The sequence below is a fragment of the Acinetobacter sp. WCHAc060025 genome, assembly GCF_004209355.1.
GTDB classification, from domain to species: domain Bacteria; phylum Pseudomonadota; class Gammaproteobacteria; order Pseudomonadales; family Moraxellaceae; genus Acinetobacter; species Acinetobacter wuhouensis.
In genome coordinates this window covers 1-15,663 of sequence record NZ_SGSX01000033.1, presented here as the reverse complement: position 1 = coordinate 15,663, position 15,663 = coordinate 1, and the positions used below count along the sequence as shown (strand labels likewise).

Genomic DNA, 15,663 nt, shown 5'->3' with positions numbered 1-15,663 from the left:
CTGGCAATAACAAGAGCAAAAAATAGGGATAAAATTATTTAGAATAACTCAATGAAATTTCGATTTTATAATGATAATAATCCCTGAATATATCTTGAAAAACACGATAGAATAATCACATGATGAGAAAATATTTAAATTAATTAAATAATAAAATCATGTATTTATAATATTTATACTACTATAAATTTGTATTATCCATTTGTCTAATTGCTGATGAAATATGAGATGCGTATATTTCGCAACCTTGAATTTTACTTAAAAATTCAATTGAAATATCGGACAAGTACTCATGGGAGATGAGAACGATGACAATGGAAAACATAGATATTAATTCTGTAGTCGATAAGGCGAAATTCACCCCGTTTCACTTCAATGTAGTGGCTTGGTGCTTATTGATTATTTTATTTGATGGTTATGATTTAGCGATTAATGGTGTGGTACTTCCACTGTTAATGCAGGACTGGGGTTTAAGTGCGATGCAAGCGGGTATGCTTGCCAGTACTGCGCTCGCAGGGATGATGTTTGGTGCGATGTTCTTCGGCTCTTTGGCGGATAAGATTGGTCGTAAAAAAGTCATCATGATTTGTATTGTGTTATTCAGTGGTTTGACTTTTGCAGGTGGTTTTGCATCGAATCCCACTGAGTTTGCAATTTTACGCTTTTTAGCAGGTTTAGGTATTGGTGGGGTAATGCCAAATTTGGTGGCACTGACCTCTGAATATGCACCGCAAAAAATGCGCAGTACCTTAGTAACAACGATGTTCAGTGGTTATGCTGTTGGTGGTGTAATGGCTGCATTATTAGGTTCATGGTTTACCCCAAGTTTTGGTTGGCAGATCATGTTCTTTATTGCAGGGATTCCATTATTTTTATTACCTGTGATTTGGAAGTTTTTACCTGAATCTTTAGCATTTATTGTCAAAGAGAATAAACAGGATAAAGCGCGTAGCATTGTACGTCGCTTGGCGCCAAATTTAACAGTAAATGACAATACCACATTCACATTGCCTAAAGTTGAAGTGCCTGAAGCTGCTAACGTGGTGAGTTTGTTCCGTCGTGGACGTGCAACCAATACGCTTTTATTTTGGCTGGCATTCTTCACATGTCTATTAACTATGTATGCATTGAGCAGCTGGTTGCCGAAGTTAATGATGGCAGCAGGTTATTCAATGGATAACAGTTTAATGTTCATGATGGTGATGAATGTGGGTGCTGTGGTTGGTATCGTGGGTGGTGGTATTCTTGCAGATCGTTTCCATTTAAAACCAGTTTTGATGTGCTTAGGCATTGTCGGTGCAGTTGTGATGAGCTTGATGGGCTTCCAATCGAATCAGTTCCTGTTATACATTTTAGTATTCTTAGCAGGTGCTGCATCAATCGGTTCGCAAATGTTGCTTTATAGCTATGTGGCGCAATATTACCCACTTGCAATTCGTTCGACAGGGATTGGTTGGTCTTCTGCGATTGGGCGTATGGGCGCGATTGTAGGTCCAATCTTAATCGGTGGCTTATTGGGTATGAATTTACCAGCTCATTTTAATTTTATGGCAGTTGGTTTACCTGTATTAATTACCGCAATTGCTGTTGCTTTGATTATGCATGATAACGACACTGATAAAATTGAGATTCGTGAAGCTTCGGCAGCTAAAGCCTAAGTTCTGATTTTTTGAAAATCTAAGCCTCCGTAAGGGGGCTTTCTTTTATCTGCAATGTTTAATGTATAACAAAAGTTGAACGTTGCTTTACTTGAAATGAATCCATAATATAAAGATTCTGAACATTGAGTTGTTATGATGAAATTAAATTCATTTTCCCCAATCCCCGAAGATGATGAAGAACTGCATCTTCCTGAACTTGTATATTGGTCATCTTTAGGTGATTTGGAACAAGTCGAAAGATGTCTTGCTGAGGGTGCAGATGTAAATACCGCAGACGATGAAGGCTATAGTGCATTGCATGCTGCGGCAGAGAATGATCATTTAGACATTGTAAAACTGTTAGTCGCAAAAGGTGCTGATCTCAGTTTTAAATCTGAATATACTGTACTTGAGCTTGCTGAAATGGCTGAGAATACTGAAATCATTGCTTATTTAAAAAGTCTATAAATCGGAAATGCAAAACACATATAAAAAAGAAACCCCATCGTCCTGATGGGGTTTCTTTCGTATTGGTGAGTTAGATCTGACTCCTGTCGAATCTCACGTTCCTGATGCTCAGACGCTTTATTGTTGTTTTATGTCTGGGAAACTTCCTGTTCCCTATAACCATAGAATATAAAAATCTGATGTACTCGAATAGCAGATAAAAGCATGAATTGATGTAAGCAATTTCGTACATTTTAAAGGGATCAATTTTAAAATGATAAAAAAAGCAGATCCATTGACCTGCTCTTATTCTACCGCAACTTCTATTTTAGAAATGCGCATTTAAGCCGATATAAGGACCTTTGAAGTTAAACTTCATGTCACGTTTATCAAGATCATTGAGTTCAATATTTAAAACACGATAACCGACTTTTGCACCCAAATCTAAAGCAATTGATTTGACAAAGTCGTATTGGAATTCAGCTTGCGCATCCGTGATTTTTACATCATTGACATTGGTATAGGTTGCTTCAGCCTTGGCACTTAAACCTGTAAATGGAAGTTTAGCGCCGACTTCTGCATAGATAATAGGAGAGTATTCATCAATATCTACAGATGTACCAAATTGTTTAACATCACCATTTAAGCGAGTTGCACCAACACCAATGTCTGCTTTGATGATATTGTCTAAAATTTCATAATAGAGAATAAGGTCGGTGTGATCTAAGTTGATCTCAGTTTTTGCTAATCCTTCAATAGTATTATTTGACTCGGTTTCAGTGTCCAATTGGGTATATTTTAATTTTACATTTGGAATCACTGGAATCGGATGTTCAAAAGCAACAGAGGCTTGTACTGTTCCCTTACGGTCTAAGTCTTGGTCATTTAAGTGTTTGCGATCAATATTTGATTCGCCATCAATATTCCAATAGCTAATGTCGCCTTTTAAGCCAATAAAATCTGCTTGTGCAAATGAACACAAACCTAATGTTGCAATAAATAATGGTAGTTGTAACGTTTTCATATTTCCCTCTTGATGAAATGATCTTTTTTCATCTGATTTTGTTACTTAAATACATTTCAATACTGTACCAACTGAGCGCATGATATAGAGGTTTATTTCAGTTTGCATTATTAAAATACAATTAGAGGACACAATGAAAGATTCTATTGATCAGACCGTAATTGAGCTTCCACTATATGTTGCATCTAAGCCTGTAAAAACAGGGCAATGGCTTGAAGTGCATGATAAATTTTCAGGGAAAGTGTATGCAAAAGTCGCTTTGGCAGATGCTAAGGTTTTAGAGAAAGCGATCAGTTCAGCAGTCAAAGCTGAACAGGAAATGGCGGCATTAAAACCATTTCAAAAGCAAAAAATATTATTGCATTGTGTGAAGCGTTTTAATGAGTTGCGCGCAGAACTCACTGATCTTTTAATTATCGAAGGTGGGAAACCGAAGCTTGCAGCAGCAGCGGAAGTTGAGCGTTTGATTAATACCTTTCAAATCGCTGCAGATGCTGTTTCGACCATTGATGATGGACGGTTGATGCCTTTGGCAGTCACAGCTGCGGCAGGGGCATATCGTGGCATGGTGCAACATGTGCCGATCGGTGCAGTATCCTTGATTAGTCCATTTAATTTCCCACTGAATTTAACAGCACATAAAATTGCCCCTGCGATTGCAGCAGGTTGTCCATTTGTACTGAAACCAGCCAGTTTAACGCCAATATCTGCACTCAAAATTGCCGAAGTCTTGGCTGAAACGGATTTGCCTAAAGGTGCTTTTTCGGTATTACCTTGCCCACGTGAACACGCAGATGTGTTGGTCACGGATGATCGTTTTAAATTACTCAGCTTTACAGGTTCTGATCAAGTGGGTTGGGACATGAAAGCCCGTTCAGGTCGTAAAAAAGTGACTTTAGAATTGGGAGGAAATGCAGCAGTCTTGATTGAGCCTGATACAGAAGTCACAGATGCTCTGGTTGATCGTGTGATTGGCGGAGCATATAGTCATGCAGGGCAGGTATGTATTAGTGTGCAACGTATTTTGGTTCATGCAGATATTTATGCTGAGTTTAAGAAAAAGCTTGTTGCAAAATTGAAAAAAATTCAATCCGCAGATCCAACATTGGATACGACATTGGTTGGACCGATGATCAGAGAATCGGAAGCGCTACGTTTGAAAAAATGGGTGGATAAAGCAGAGAAGAAAGGTGCAAAAATACTTACAGGTGGCACTTTGAAAGGTGTGTTGTTTGAACCGACCCTACTCGAAAATGTCGATGAGTCACTTGAAGTATATCAAGATGAAGTCTTTGGTCCTGTCGCGATTCTGGAAAAATATAAAGGCTTTGAAAAAGGTATAGAGATCATTAATAAGAGCCGTTTTGGTCTACAAGCTGGAGTCTATACACAGAACCTGAATAAGATGCTCTATGCATGGGATCACTTACATGTCGGTGGTGTGATTATCAATGATATTCCAACCTTCCGTGTCGATAATATGCCGTACGGTGGTGTGAAAGATTCAGGCTTAGGTCGTGAAGGCATTCAATCTGCGATTCGGGATATGCAAGAAGAACGATTGCTTGTGATTAAACAATAAGTCATATTAACAAGGAGCTTCGGCTCCTTTTTTAATCATTAGATATTTTGAATAATTTGAGCGTTGATGATGAGAATAAAAAATTTAAATCAGTTTTTTGCACTATTTTTATTGATGCTAAGCAGTTTACCTGTTTGGGCTTTTCAAGCTGAAAAATTAGTGACAGATGCACGTTCTCAGATTTGGAAAACGTTGTATTACGATCCTGCTTATACCCAACTGAAGTATCCAATGGGTGATGTGCCTTTGGTCAAAGGTGTTTGTACTGATGTGGTGATTCGGGCTTTGCGTCATCAAGGCATTGATTTGCAACAGCGCATTCATGAAGATATGAAAGCCAATTTTAAACGCTACCCGCAGAAATGGGGCTTAAAAGGCACAGATAAAAATATTGATCACCGTCGTGTGCCGAATATCATGACCTATTTTCAACGCCAAGGTTATCAAGCAAATGATCAGAAATATCAAGCGGGTGATATTGTGACTTGGGATTTGGGCAAAGGATTGGTGCATATTGGGATTGTTTCAGATAAAACAGCACTAATTTCCAAAACCCCGTTAATTATTCATAATATTGGTTATGGCACTCGGGAAAATGATATTTTGTATGAATATAAAATTACAGGGCATTATCGGATTCCGAACAATGTAAAGTAAAACTTAAGTGCTCAAAATAAAAATGTGCAGAAGGAGCAAAACGGATAAAAAAATAATCAATTAATTGGAAAAACTTCATTCTAAAGTCGAATTTAGTGTAGAAACTACAGTAAAAGGCAAGGAAAACAGGTATTGTTGCGCCATTAAACAACATTTTTTAAGATTTTCTTTAAGCAAGAAATCAGGACAAAGTGTTGGTTTGCAATAACAACAAAGTGCTCAAAAGGTGCTGTTTTATTCAAACAACAAAGAATTTAGGAATTGGACTCTTTTTTGCACGTCAAAGATAAACACAATATGCGGCAATGGAGAGCCCACACATTTTAGGTATTTTCTATGTCAGATAATCGTGAAAGCTGGTCGGCACGATCAGGCTTTATTTTAGCGGCGATTGGTTCAGCCGTAGGTTTGGGTAACATTTGGCGATTCCCCTATGTTGCTTATGAAAATGGTGGTGGTGCATTTTTAGTACCGTATTTGATTGCAATTTTTGCAGCAGGTCTCCCACTATTATTTTTAGACTATGCCGTGGGGCATAAGTTCCGTAAAGCACCTCCAACGGCTTATAAAAAGTTAATGAACAGTGAAGCATTGGGTTGGTGGCAAGTGATGGTGACCTTGGTCATCGGGATCTACTATGCTAGTGTCTTGTCATGGGCAGGCAGTTATATGTACTACTCCATTGGTCAACAATGGGGCGCAAATACCGAAGACTTTTTCTTTAAAAGCTACTTGGCAAATGGTGAAGGTTTGGCGATGGGCTTTGTACCCACTCTATTCTTTGGCTTAGTCATTGTATGGGCAGTGGTGATGTTTATTCTCTATGGCGGTGTTCGTCGTGGAGTAGAACTTGCCAATAAAATCTTTATGCCTTTACTGGTCATTTTATTCTCGATTCTCGTGATTCAAGCAATCCGCTTACCAGGTGCAGCAGAAGGTTTAAATGCATTCTTTACACCGAATTGGGATGCAATGACCAATTATAAAGTGTGGTTGGCAGCGTTCGGTCATATCTTCTTCTCACTCTCTGTTGGTTTCGGGATCATGTTGACCTATGCATCGTACTTGAACAAAAAAGCCAATATGACTGGTTCAGGTGTGGTTGTGGCTTTAGCGAACTCATCTTTTGAAATCTTGGCAGGGATCGGGGTTTTCGCTGTACTTGGTTTCATGGCACAAAGTTCCGGCGTACCTGTAAAGGAAGTGGTTTCAGGCGGAATTGGCTTGGCATTTATCGCATTCCCGAAGATTATTTCAAGTATGGGTGCGGGTGGTGATTTATTTGGATTCTTGTTCTTTGCTTCACTTGTTGTCGCAGGGATCACCTCAATGGTCAGTATTTTACAAGTGCCAATTGCAGCGTTTCAGGATAAGTTTGGTTGGTCTAAAAATAAAGCTGTGACGATTATTGGTGGTGTTTCTGCAATTATTTCTACGGTTTTATTCTCAACACACAGTGCGATCACATTCGTTGATATCATTGACTACTTTGCCAATAACATTGGTATTGTGGGTGGTGGTCTATTGTCGATTATTTTAGTGTCATGGTTCCGTCGTCCATTGATGAAACAACTTCAAGATCATGTCAATCAATACTCAAGTATTAAACTTGGTGCAGGTTGGAATTTTTTACTGAGCGTCATTACACCATTATCATTACTCGTTGCGTTGGGATTAACCATTAAAGCAGTGCTTACCGAAGGTTATGGTGGTTATCCTTCATCAACCTTGTGGTTGATTGGTGGTGCTGTATTGGTATTCTTTGTACTGGGCTCAGTGTTACTCAGCGTTATGAAAGACAAAACTTCGGGAGACAACTAAGATGAATACATCCGCGATTATCATGATGATTTTGTCGATTGTTTTACTGTGGGGTGGTTTGATTCTTGCAACCATCCATCTCGTTAAAAATCCAGATGAAGCTGAAGATTGATTTCAGTATTTTAAATATAAAAATCCCGATCGCATGATCGGGATTTTTTTGCTTTAGAGCAGTAAAGGCTTATCCTGTTTTCTTGATTCGGCAATAATAAAAACCATCACCAAAACCCGTTTCAGGCAATAACTGACGACCATGAATCTGAGTTAAACCCCATTTTGCATCAATTTTTACTTCTTCAGCATCCGCATGTTCAGCAAAGAAATTTACCATTTGCTGTTCATTTTCAGCTTTTAAAATCGAACAAGTGATGTAAAGCAATGTGCCACCAACTTTAAGCTGTTGCCACATCTGGTTCAAAATCTGTTTTTGTAAATCCACCGTTTTTTGAATATCAGTAGACTGACGCAGTAAACGAATATCAGGATGACGACGCATCACGCCGATGGCAGAACATGGCGCATCTAGGACGATACAATCTACAGCTTGCTCGGCTGTCCATGTGGTTGCATCCGCAGCAATAATTTCCACATCAGCATAGGCATTTAATTCAAGACGTTCTAAGTTTTCAGAAACACGCAATAAACGCTTTTCATCATGATCAAGTGCAATCAGTTTTTTGGGATTAAAACGCTCTAAAATATGCGCTGTCTTACCACCTGGTGCAGCACAGGCATCGACCACGACTTTATCATTTAAGTCTGGAAGTAAAGTCGCACAAAGTTGGGCATGTTCATCTTGAACTGAGAAACCACCTTCTTCAAAGCCGGGTAAGTTGGTGATATTTCCTGTTTGTTCGAGAACAATTCCGACTTCAGACAAGTCACATGGATGGGCACTGATGTTTTCTTCTTCTAAAATTTCAAGATATTCATCACGGCTGATCTGACGCTCATTCACACGGAGCGTCAGTGGTGCTACTTGTTTGAGGTTGTGGCACAGTTCAGGCAGTTGTTCAGCCCAATCTTTTTTCAGACGTTTGAATAACCAACTTGGTAAACCATGCGCTTCATTTAAGGCTGTTTGGAATTCTTCTGTTTCACGTGAAACACGACGCAGAACTGCATTGACCAAACCACTCATCGGCTCAAAACCAAGTTGCTTAACGGCATTCACCGTTTCCGAAATCGCAGCATGTGCAGGAATACGCGTACATAAAAGCTGATATAAACCGAGATATAAACAGCTTTCCAGTGCTTCATTGTCCAAAGGTTTAGTCAGTAATGGCAAAGTAATGGCTTTTAATCCATACCATTGACGTAGACAACCCAAGGTGAGCTCATGATATAAGCCACGATCTCGTTCAGACACAATATTTAAATGTTGGTTTAAAACTGAATTTAAAGATTGACCATTTTGGACAGCCAATAAAGTTTTCACCACTTGAGCACGCAAATTCAAGTTTTTTGCTGATGATTGAATTTGGCTCATGAGAATATATGTCCTACAGAAAGTTTATGACTTTGCAAAATTTGTACTGCGTTGATAGCTTTGCCCCCTGGCCATTGTAAGCTTGAAAGGCAAATCACACCTTCACCACATACGACATGCACGCCGTGTTTATTGATCTCAAGAATTGTACCGACAGATTCACCATTGGCAATTAGGTCTGAAATTTGAGAATTCCAAATCCGTAAATTGTTATTTTCATCAATCGGGGTAAAAGCCACTGACCAAGGATTAAATGCGCGAATGTTACGGTCAATCTCAATGGCAGATTTTGACCAATCCACTTGAGCTTCAGCCTTTGTGAGTTTATGTGCATAAACCGTGAATTGCTCATCTTGCACTTCACGCGTATCCAAGTAGTGTTGTAATTTTTGTTCTGTTTCTAAAACCTCGCAAATCGCTTTCGCACCTTGAATGGCAAGTTTGTCATGCAATGTTGCAGAGGTATCAGTCGCTGTGATTGGGCAGATGGTTTTATACATCATATCACCTGTATCCAAACCCGCAGCCATTTTCATAATGGTCACACCTGTTTCAACATCTCCCGTTGCGATGGCACGTTGAATCGGAGCTGCACCACGCCAACGAGGGAGTAAAGAACCATGAATATTTAAACAACCATACTTCGGTGTATCTAAAACTGCTTGAGGCAAAATTAAGCCATAAGCCGCAACGACCATGACATCTGCTTTTAAATCTGCCAATTCTTTTTGTGCCGCCAAACCTTCTTCAGTTGAAGCCTTGAAATGCAAAGGTTGGTAAACAGGAAGATTATTTTCCAAAGCAAGTTGTTTTACCGCAGAGGCTGTTAATTTTTGTCCACGGCCTGCTTTACGATCAGGTTGGGTATATACAGCAACAATTTCATGATCTGTTTGGATCAAAGCTGCCAAAGCAGATGCTGCAAATTCAGGGGTACCTGCAAAAATGATATTCAAAAGTTTGGCTCAGTCAGATTGGATTTGAGCTAAATTATAGCAAAGCTAATTCTATGACGGATATGTCTTGGATGAAAATGGGTAAGTTTATCGAAGTGGTGTATGATGTTTTGTGGTATCATTTATTACTTAATATTTCAATGCTAAGTTTAGGTGTAGTTTATTGAGAAGTAAAAATGGCATGTCTAAACTGAATATTTGTTTAGGGGGGAGGAAACAAACATATCTAAATTATATGATAACTTCCTAATATAAAATTAGATACTATTTGCATTCTAAAATCACAGAAGCGAAATTCAAACAGACTATGCGCTTTTTTGCTATGGATTTTACCGCTACAGACACCATTGAATTAACCAATATTTCTGTTCGTTCTATTGACTCAATCTTCATCGAAATTCGTCAAAAAATTGCCTAAGTCTATGAAGAAGTTTCTCCTTTTAACGGCATCGTTGAACTTGATGAGTCCTACTTTGGCGTACGTCGTATTCGTGGCAAGTATTAGCGTGGACTGCTAAAACGAGAAGGTAATGTCTATACAGGAATTATCCCTGATCGCTCTAAAGCCACACTATAAGAGATTATCAGGGGTCATGTTGAACTAGAATCAGTGATTAATACGGACGGGTGGCGTGGTTATAATGGGTTAGTAGGTTTAGGTTTTAATAAGCATCTACGTGTTAATCATGGCGATAATAAGTTCGCATGTAGAGACTAGCATATAAATGGAATCGAATTGTTCTGGGACTATTCTAAAAAATGCTTCATTAAATTCAATGGAATTGACAAGAAAATGTTTTATCTGCATCTTAACGAAACCCAGTGTCGTTTCAATCATAGGCACAGTAATTTGTACCTCAATTTGCTTAAACTACTCCGTAAAAACCCACTTTAGCTTCCTAAGCCCCTTATATATTTTCAATAGTCTAAGACTTGAATGTCAAGCATGTTATTTACTCTATGGCTATAGTTTAAAAGTTTTCATCTTTTTGTCACTTTGTGACATTTTTATTAGATATAAATTTTATGGTTAGGTTAATTCATTATTTTTTTTGCAATTTATTTATTATCAATAAATAAGAGGCTATGTTTAAAATGTGATGTATTTTTGCTAAAATAGAACAATAAACCAACATTTTTTATTTTTAAATAAACAAATAAGAAATGTTTTTTACATTATCATTGTGCGTTGGGTGCTTATTGTGAATAAAATTTACCGTGTAATATGGAATACCTCTTTGGGCATTTGGATGGCTGTTTCGGAACTTGCAAAAAGTAACACAAAAAGCAAGAGTCAAACTGTAGTATTTGATACAATACAACAATACAACAATTTTAGTTGAAAAACATTTACTTAATGCTCATAGAAATAAACTTAATTTAGCTCTTGCTACAACTACTGTATTTACCCTATTTGTACCATCTTTTGCTTTTTCTCAGGATATTACTGAAGATTTGAATGTAACTGGTAATCTTAGTGTTACCGGTACAGTCAATGGTGTTGATATTACTGCTTTGCAAAATACAGTAAATGATGCAAGCACAGGCTTAGGAAGCAAAGCATCACAGGCATCTGTTGATGGTTTAGGTACTCGTGTTACAGCTACCGAAAGTAAAATTGGTACATTAGAAAGTATAGTGAATGATGCAAGCGCAGGCTTGGGAAGCAAAGCATCACAGGCATCTGTTGATGGTTTAGGTACTCGTGTTACAACTACCGAAGGTAAAATTGGTACATTAGAAAGTACAGTAAATGATGCAAGCACAGGCTTAGGAAGCAAAGCATCACAGGCATTTGTTGATGGCTTAGACACTCGTGTTAATACAGCTGAAACGAATATTACTGCTTTGCAAAACACTGTAAATGGTTTAGGTAATAACCCAATAACCTTTGCTGGTGACACAGGGAGTACCGATAAAAAACTTGGTGAAAAATTGACCGTTGCAGGCGGTAATAACATTACTACATCAGTGTCTGGTGATACATTAACTGTTGCTTTAGATGATAATATTTCTGTAACTAGCGTTACGGCATCGGGTGCAATCAAAGGCGCAACTTTAGAGTCCACAGGTAATACCAAAGTAGGTGGTGCTTTAACTGTTACTGGCGCAGCTACACTCAATGGTGGAGCCGACCTGAACAATCAAAAAATTACTAACTTAGCTGGTGCTACACTTGCCGCTGGCAACAAAGAAGCTGTGACAGGTGGTCAACTTTATACCGTTAATCAAAATATTGCCAATGCATTAGGTACAACACTGGATGCTAATGGTGCTCTTACCGCACCGACTTATACAGTTAGTAATGGTCAAGGTGGTACAGAAAGCTTTGGCAATGTTAAAGATGCAATTGCTTACATCACTGGCGTTGATACAGGTGCGGGTGCGGGTGCGGGTGTCGGTATTAAATATTTTCATACCAATTCAATAAAAGGTGATTCACAGGCAAAAGGTACGGACTCTATTGCGGTAGGTCCAGAAGCAACTGCCAACGGCGTAAGCTCTATTGCTATGGGCGATAAAGCACAAGCCTACCAAGCAAATAATGTTGCCATTGGTACAGAGTCGGCTGCCATTGGACTAAACAGTACCGCAATTGGTTCAACAACAGGTACAACACGCACACCTGAACTAACAAAAAATGCTAATGGTAGAATTACTGCTATTGATGGTTTGGCGGTAACGACAGATCCTAATACAGACGGTACAAGCACTAACCATATTACGGTGATTAACGGCACTACAGTCACCACCGCGCAAGTAAATACATTGCTTGATTTGTTGAGCAGCGGTGCAAATCTGGCACTGGGAACAAACAGTCTGGCTTTGGGTACGTCTAATTTGGCAACAGGTGCTTCCAGCATGGCATTAGGCGATTCGTCTAAAGCAGTTGCAGAAAAAGCGATTGCAATCGGTGCAAATGGCATTGCCTCTGCCAGCCAAGCGATTGCAATGGGTGCGAATGCCAATGCAACAGCAACAGACGCAGTGGCATTGGGCGCAACTGCAAGTGCCAGTCGGGTTGCTACAGTGGCATTAGGTCGCAATGCAACTGCGGCAACAACAGGCGGTATTTCGATTGGTGAGAATGCCGGTGTAAACAGCGTACAAGGTACAACCAATGACCGTACCGATTTGATTGCGATTGGTCGCGATAGCGGACAAAATGTCGTTGGCAATCGTAATATTGCGTTGGGCGCAGGCGCAGGTTCAAATCTGTCTGCTGGTGGCACTAGTAGTTCGGATTATAATATTGCCATCGGGGACAATGCAGGCAGTAATATTAATGGTGATGATAATATTGCCATCGGTAAAAATGCCAATGCCAATGTAAGCCAAATTACTGAATCCGTGGCAATCGGCTCAAATGTAAATGCAACTACGGGTTCTACCGTATTGGGAAATAAAGCGACAGTAACCGATGGTCAATATGCGACTGTAGTCGGTTATGGTGCAGAAGTTACAGGTGAGTCAGGCACAGCACTGGGGCGAGATACTCATGCAAGCACCAATAATGTTGCACTGGGCGCATCCAGCATAGCAAATGGAACATCTAGTGCAGCTGCCTATATAACAGGCAATACTAGAACTGGTGGCTATAATGTAGTATCAGTTGGACAGTCAGGACAGGAACGCCGTATTACCAATCTGGCTGCTGGTGCAGCTGCAACTGATGCGGTCAATGTCAGTCAGTTAACAACAGCACAGAGTAATCTTGCCAATCGTATTGGCGGTATTACTGTGGCAGCCGATGGTACTTTAAGCAAAATTAAAATAACAGACACCAATAATAATACATATGAATTTGATTCCGTAGTTGATGCGCTTGGTAGCATTACCAATGGCACAATATCAACATTGCCGGCTAATGCTGTAACTTATACGACAGATGGGCGTATTAGTAATATCGAAGCAGGAACCAGTGCAAAAGATGCAGTTAATCTCGGGCAGTTGCAACAGGCTATTGCTGACAATGGTTTGCATCATATTTCTATTAACAGTGCAGAGACAGCGAATAAAAATAATACAGGTGCGGCAGCAGCAGAATCTTTGGCAATCGGCGGAGGGGTAAGTACTAGCAATGCTGCAACCAACAGCATCGCCATGGGTTTTCATACATCAGCCAATGCTCAAAACAGTGTCGCAATTGGTAATAGCGAAACACAAGCCAATGGTGTTTCATCAATTGCTATGGGTCAAAATACCAAAGCAAAAAGTATTAATAATATTGCGATGGGAACGAATGCCAGTAGTAATGGTACGGATAGCATTGCCATCGGTCAAAATGTCCAGATTGATTACACCACAGCTACTTCTAACTATGCGGTAGGCTTAGGTAGTGAATCAGAAGTACAAAATGCAGACCAAGCCATTGCCATTGGTCGTAAATCCATTGTACAGGGTGACAATGGCAATGCCATTGGTAATGAAGCATTAGCAGCAGAAGCACAAGCCACCGCATTGGGTAATCACGCTCAAGCACTTTTAACCAATACCAATGCCATTGGTAATTATGCTCTAGCCAGCGGCGCAAGCTCCAATGCCATCGGTGATAGGGCTGAGGCAACATATGCCAATGCAACTGCAATCGGTACATTGGCACATGCCTATGCTGTCGGTGCGAATGCGCTAGGTAACAATGCCAATGCATTGGTGCAAGATGCCAACGCCATTGGTACAAATGCCAAAGCATTAGATGTCAATGCCACTGCGATAGGTACTGGCGCATTAGCCAGTGCCGAAAATGCTTTGGCAAACGGTACAGGTGCAACAGCTTCTGCTAAGGGTGCAACCGCATTGGGTAATAGCGCGACAGCAAAAGCAAATAGCGCGGTTGCGTTGGGTAATAGTGCAACAGCTTCAGATGAATACGCTGTCGCATTGGGCAATACTGCAACAGCAGACAAAACCAATGCCGTCGCGTTGGGTAACTATGCAAGAGCGCAGGGGGTAGCCGCCACCGCTTTGGGTAATAATGCTTTGGCAAGCAGTACCAATGCAGTCGCACTGGGGAACAGTGCTACAGTAACGCATGAAGGTGCAGTTGCATTGGGTGCAGGCTCTACATCGGGTATTGCGCATGCAACCGCCAGTTCAACTATCAACGGTAAAACTTATGACTATGCCGGTAAAACTCCGACATCAACTGTCAGCGTAGGCAGTGAAGGTCAAGAACGTCAAATCATCAACCTTGCTGCAGGTCGTGTGACTGCCACCAGCACCGATGCGATTAACGGTAGTCAGTTGTTCCAAACCAACGAAGAACTGAACCGTGTCACCAAATACACAGTAGATGCATTAGGTGGTGGAGCAAGCCTTGCTGCTGACGGTATATTAACCGCACCAAGCTATACCATGACCACCAATCCGTCCACTGGGGTAACTACTACAGTGAATAATGTTGGTGCAGCATTGACTGGACTTAATACTGCCGTTAACCAGCCGCTGACTTTTGCTGGTGATTCTGGTAGCAATGTGACTCGTAAACTGGGTTCAACCGTCAACGTCAAAGGTGGTGCAAACGGTGCATTGACCGATAATAATATCGGCGTGGTTGCCAATGGCAACGATACTTTAACGGTGAAACTGGCTGAAAAAATTGATTTGGGTACAACAGGTAGTGTGACTACAGGTAATACTAAATTAGATACCAATGGTGTGGTTATCTCAAATCCAGCCGATACCAGCAAAACAGTCAGCATCACCAGTGGCGGCATTAATGCAGGTGGCAATGTCATCAGCAACGTTGCCAGTGGCGGTACAGTTGGCACCAATGCAGCCAACATCGCCGATGTGAAACAAGCATCATCGAAAGTGACGAAGGGTACGAATGTCGCCAGTGTCACTTCAACCAGTGATGCAAATGGCACAACCTATACCGTCAATGCCGATGGAACATCGGTATCTGCCGCAGCAGGCGGTGGATTAAACGTAACAAAAGGCAGTAAAGATGCTTCAAATGTTACCGACTACGTGATTGACTTAAGCACAGCAACCAAAGCAGATATTCAAAAAGGTGTAGATGCCAAAACTGCTACCGATAAAGG

11 protein-coding genes and 1 pseudogene are annotated in these 15,663 nt (G+C 40.4%); 9 read left to right on the top strand and 3 right to left on the bottom strand.

The features are described 5' to 3' along the window. Positions 1-308: 308 nt before the first annotated feature. Positions 309-1,658 carry an MFS transporter gene (locus EXE09_RS17745; protein WP_130118154.1) on the top strand — a complete coding sequence of 450 codons (1,350 nt, stop codon included), beginning with the start codon at positions 309-311 and terminating at the stop codon, positions 1,656-1,658. Between the two features lie 138 nt (positions 1,659-1,796). Further along, entirely contained in the window at positions 1,797-2,108 is a 312-nt protein-coding gene (locus tag EXE09_RS17740) for an ankyrin repeat domain-containing protein (protein ID WP_087553335.1), read from the top strand. Between the two features lie 307 nt (positions 2,109-2,415). Here EXE09_RS17740 and EXE09_RS17735 read toward each other — a convergent pair whose 3' ends face one another. Continuing rightward, entirely contained in the window at positions 2,416-3,111 is a 696-nt protein-coding gene (locus EXE09_RS17735) for a TIGR04219 family outer membrane beta-barrel protein (protein ID WP_130118153.1), read from the bottom strand. Between the two features lie 133 nt (positions 3,112-3,244). Between EXE09_RS17735 and EXE09_RS17730 the strand changes: the two genes are divergently transcribed. The 4 genes from EXE09_RS17730 to EXE09_RS17715 all read left to right on the top strand — a co-directional run bounded on the left by EXE09_RS17730 (position 3,245) and on the right by EXE09_RS17715 (position 7,283). Next, positions 3,245-4,693: an aldehyde dehydrogenase family protein gene (locus tag EXE09_RS17730; protein WP_130118152.1), complete on the top strand. Its 1,449-nt coding sequence runs from the start codon at positions 3,245-3,247 to the stop codon at positions 4,691-4,693. Positions 4,694-4,762: 69 nt separating this feature from the next. Then, a complete protein-coding gene (locus tag EXE09_RS17725) occupies positions 4,763-5,350 on the top strand; it encodes a DUF1287 domain-containing protein (protein WP_130118155.1) in 588 nt (195 codons plus the stop codon). Positions 5,351-5,686: 336 nt separating this feature from the next. Beyond that, on the top strand, positions 5,687-7,171 hold the full coding sequence (locus EXE09_RS17720; RefSeq protein ID WP_130118151.1) for a sodium-dependent transporter: 1,485 nt from the start codon (positions 5,687-5,689) through the stop codon (positions 7,169-7,171). A gap of 1 nt (position 7,172) precedes the next feature. Continuing rightward, positions 7,173-7,283 carry a methionine/alanine import family NSS transporter small subunit gene (locus tag EXE09_RS17715; RefSeq protein ID WP_086322749.1) on the top strand — a complete coding sequence of 37 codons (111 nt, stop codon included), beginning with the start codon at positions 7,173-7,175 and terminating at the stop codon, positions 7,281-7,283. A 69-nt stretch (positions 7,284-7,352) separates the two neighbouring features. On the opposite strand, the gene rsmB is transcribed toward EXE09_RS17715, so the two are convergent. Together rsmB and fmt are read right to left on the bottom strand one after the other, a co-directional pair. Then, complete coding sequence (gene rsmB, locus EXE09_RS17710) at positions 7,353-8,660, bottom strand: 16S rRNA (cytosine(967)-C(5))-methyltransferase RsmB (protein WP_068973339.1); 1,308 nt, start codon at positions 8,658-8,660, stop codon at positions 7,353-7,355. Next, positions 8,657-9,616 (bottom strand): methionyl-tRNA formyltransferase, encoded by a 960-nt coding sequence (gene fmt / locus EXE09_RS17705; protein ID WP_130118150.1) that lies wholly within the window; start codon positions 9,614-9,616, stop codon positions 8,657-8,659. Before fmt ends, rsmB begins: the two co-directional genes overlap by 4 nt. 307 nt (positions 9,617-9,923) lie before the next feature. Here fmt and EXE09_RS17700 point away from each other — a divergent pair. From EXE09_RS17700 to EXE09_RS17690, 3 genes and pseudogenes are all read left to right on the top strand, one after another. Then, positions 9,924-10,511 (top strand): annotated as a pseudogene (locus EXE09_RS17700) (IS1595 family transposase). Positions 10,512-10,800: 289 nt separating this feature from the next. Then, positions 10,801-10,959 (top strand): ESPR domain-containing protein, encoded by a 159-nt coding sequence (locus EXE09_RS17695; RefSeq protein WP_323052801.1) that lies wholly within the window; start codon positions 10,801-10,803, stop codon positions 10,957-10,959. Further along, the coding region (locus tag EXE09_RS17690) for a beta strand repeat-containing protein (RefSeq protein WP_416332377.1) at positions 10,925-15,663 on the top strand (4,739 nt) is incomplete at its 3' end. The genes EXE09_RS17695 and EXE09_RS17690, both read left to right, overlap by 35 nt.

What these genes read in the sequence shown, in the direction of transcription:
- EXE09_RS17745 (WP_130118154.1), top strand. Translation starts at nt 309, where the DNA reads ATGACAATGGAAAACATAGATATTAATTCTGTAGTCGATAAGGCGAAA.
- EXE09_RS17740 (WP_087553335.1), top strand. Translation starts at nt 1,797, where the DNA reads ATGAAATTAAATTCATTTTCCCCAATCCCCGAAGATGATGAAGAACTG.
- EXE09_RS17735 (WP_130118153.1), bottom strand. Translation starts at nt 3,111, where the DNA reads ATGAAAACGTTACAACTACCATTATTTATTGCAACATTAGGTTTGTGT.
- EXE09_RS17730 (WP_130118152.1), top strand. Translation starts at nt 3,245, where the DNA reads ATGAAAGATTCTATTGATCAGACCGTAATTGAGCTTCCACTATATGTT.
- EXE09_RS17725 (WP_130118155.1), top strand. Translation starts at nt 4,763, where the DNA reads ATGAGAATAAAAAATTTAAATCAGTTTTTTGCACTATTTTTATTGATG.
- EXE09_RS17720 (WP_130118151.1), top strand. Translation starts at nt 5,687, where the DNA reads ATGTCAGATAATCGTGAAAGCTGGTCGGCACGATCAGGCTTTATTTTA.
- EXE09_RS17715 (WP_086322749.1), top strand. Translation starts at nt 7,173, where the DNA reads ATGAATACATCCGCGATTATCATGATGATTTTGTCGATTGTTTTACTG.
- rsmB (WP_068973339.1), bottom strand. Translation starts at nt 8,660, where the DNA reads ATGAGCCAAATTCAATCATCAGCAAAAAACTTGAATTTGCGTGCTCAA.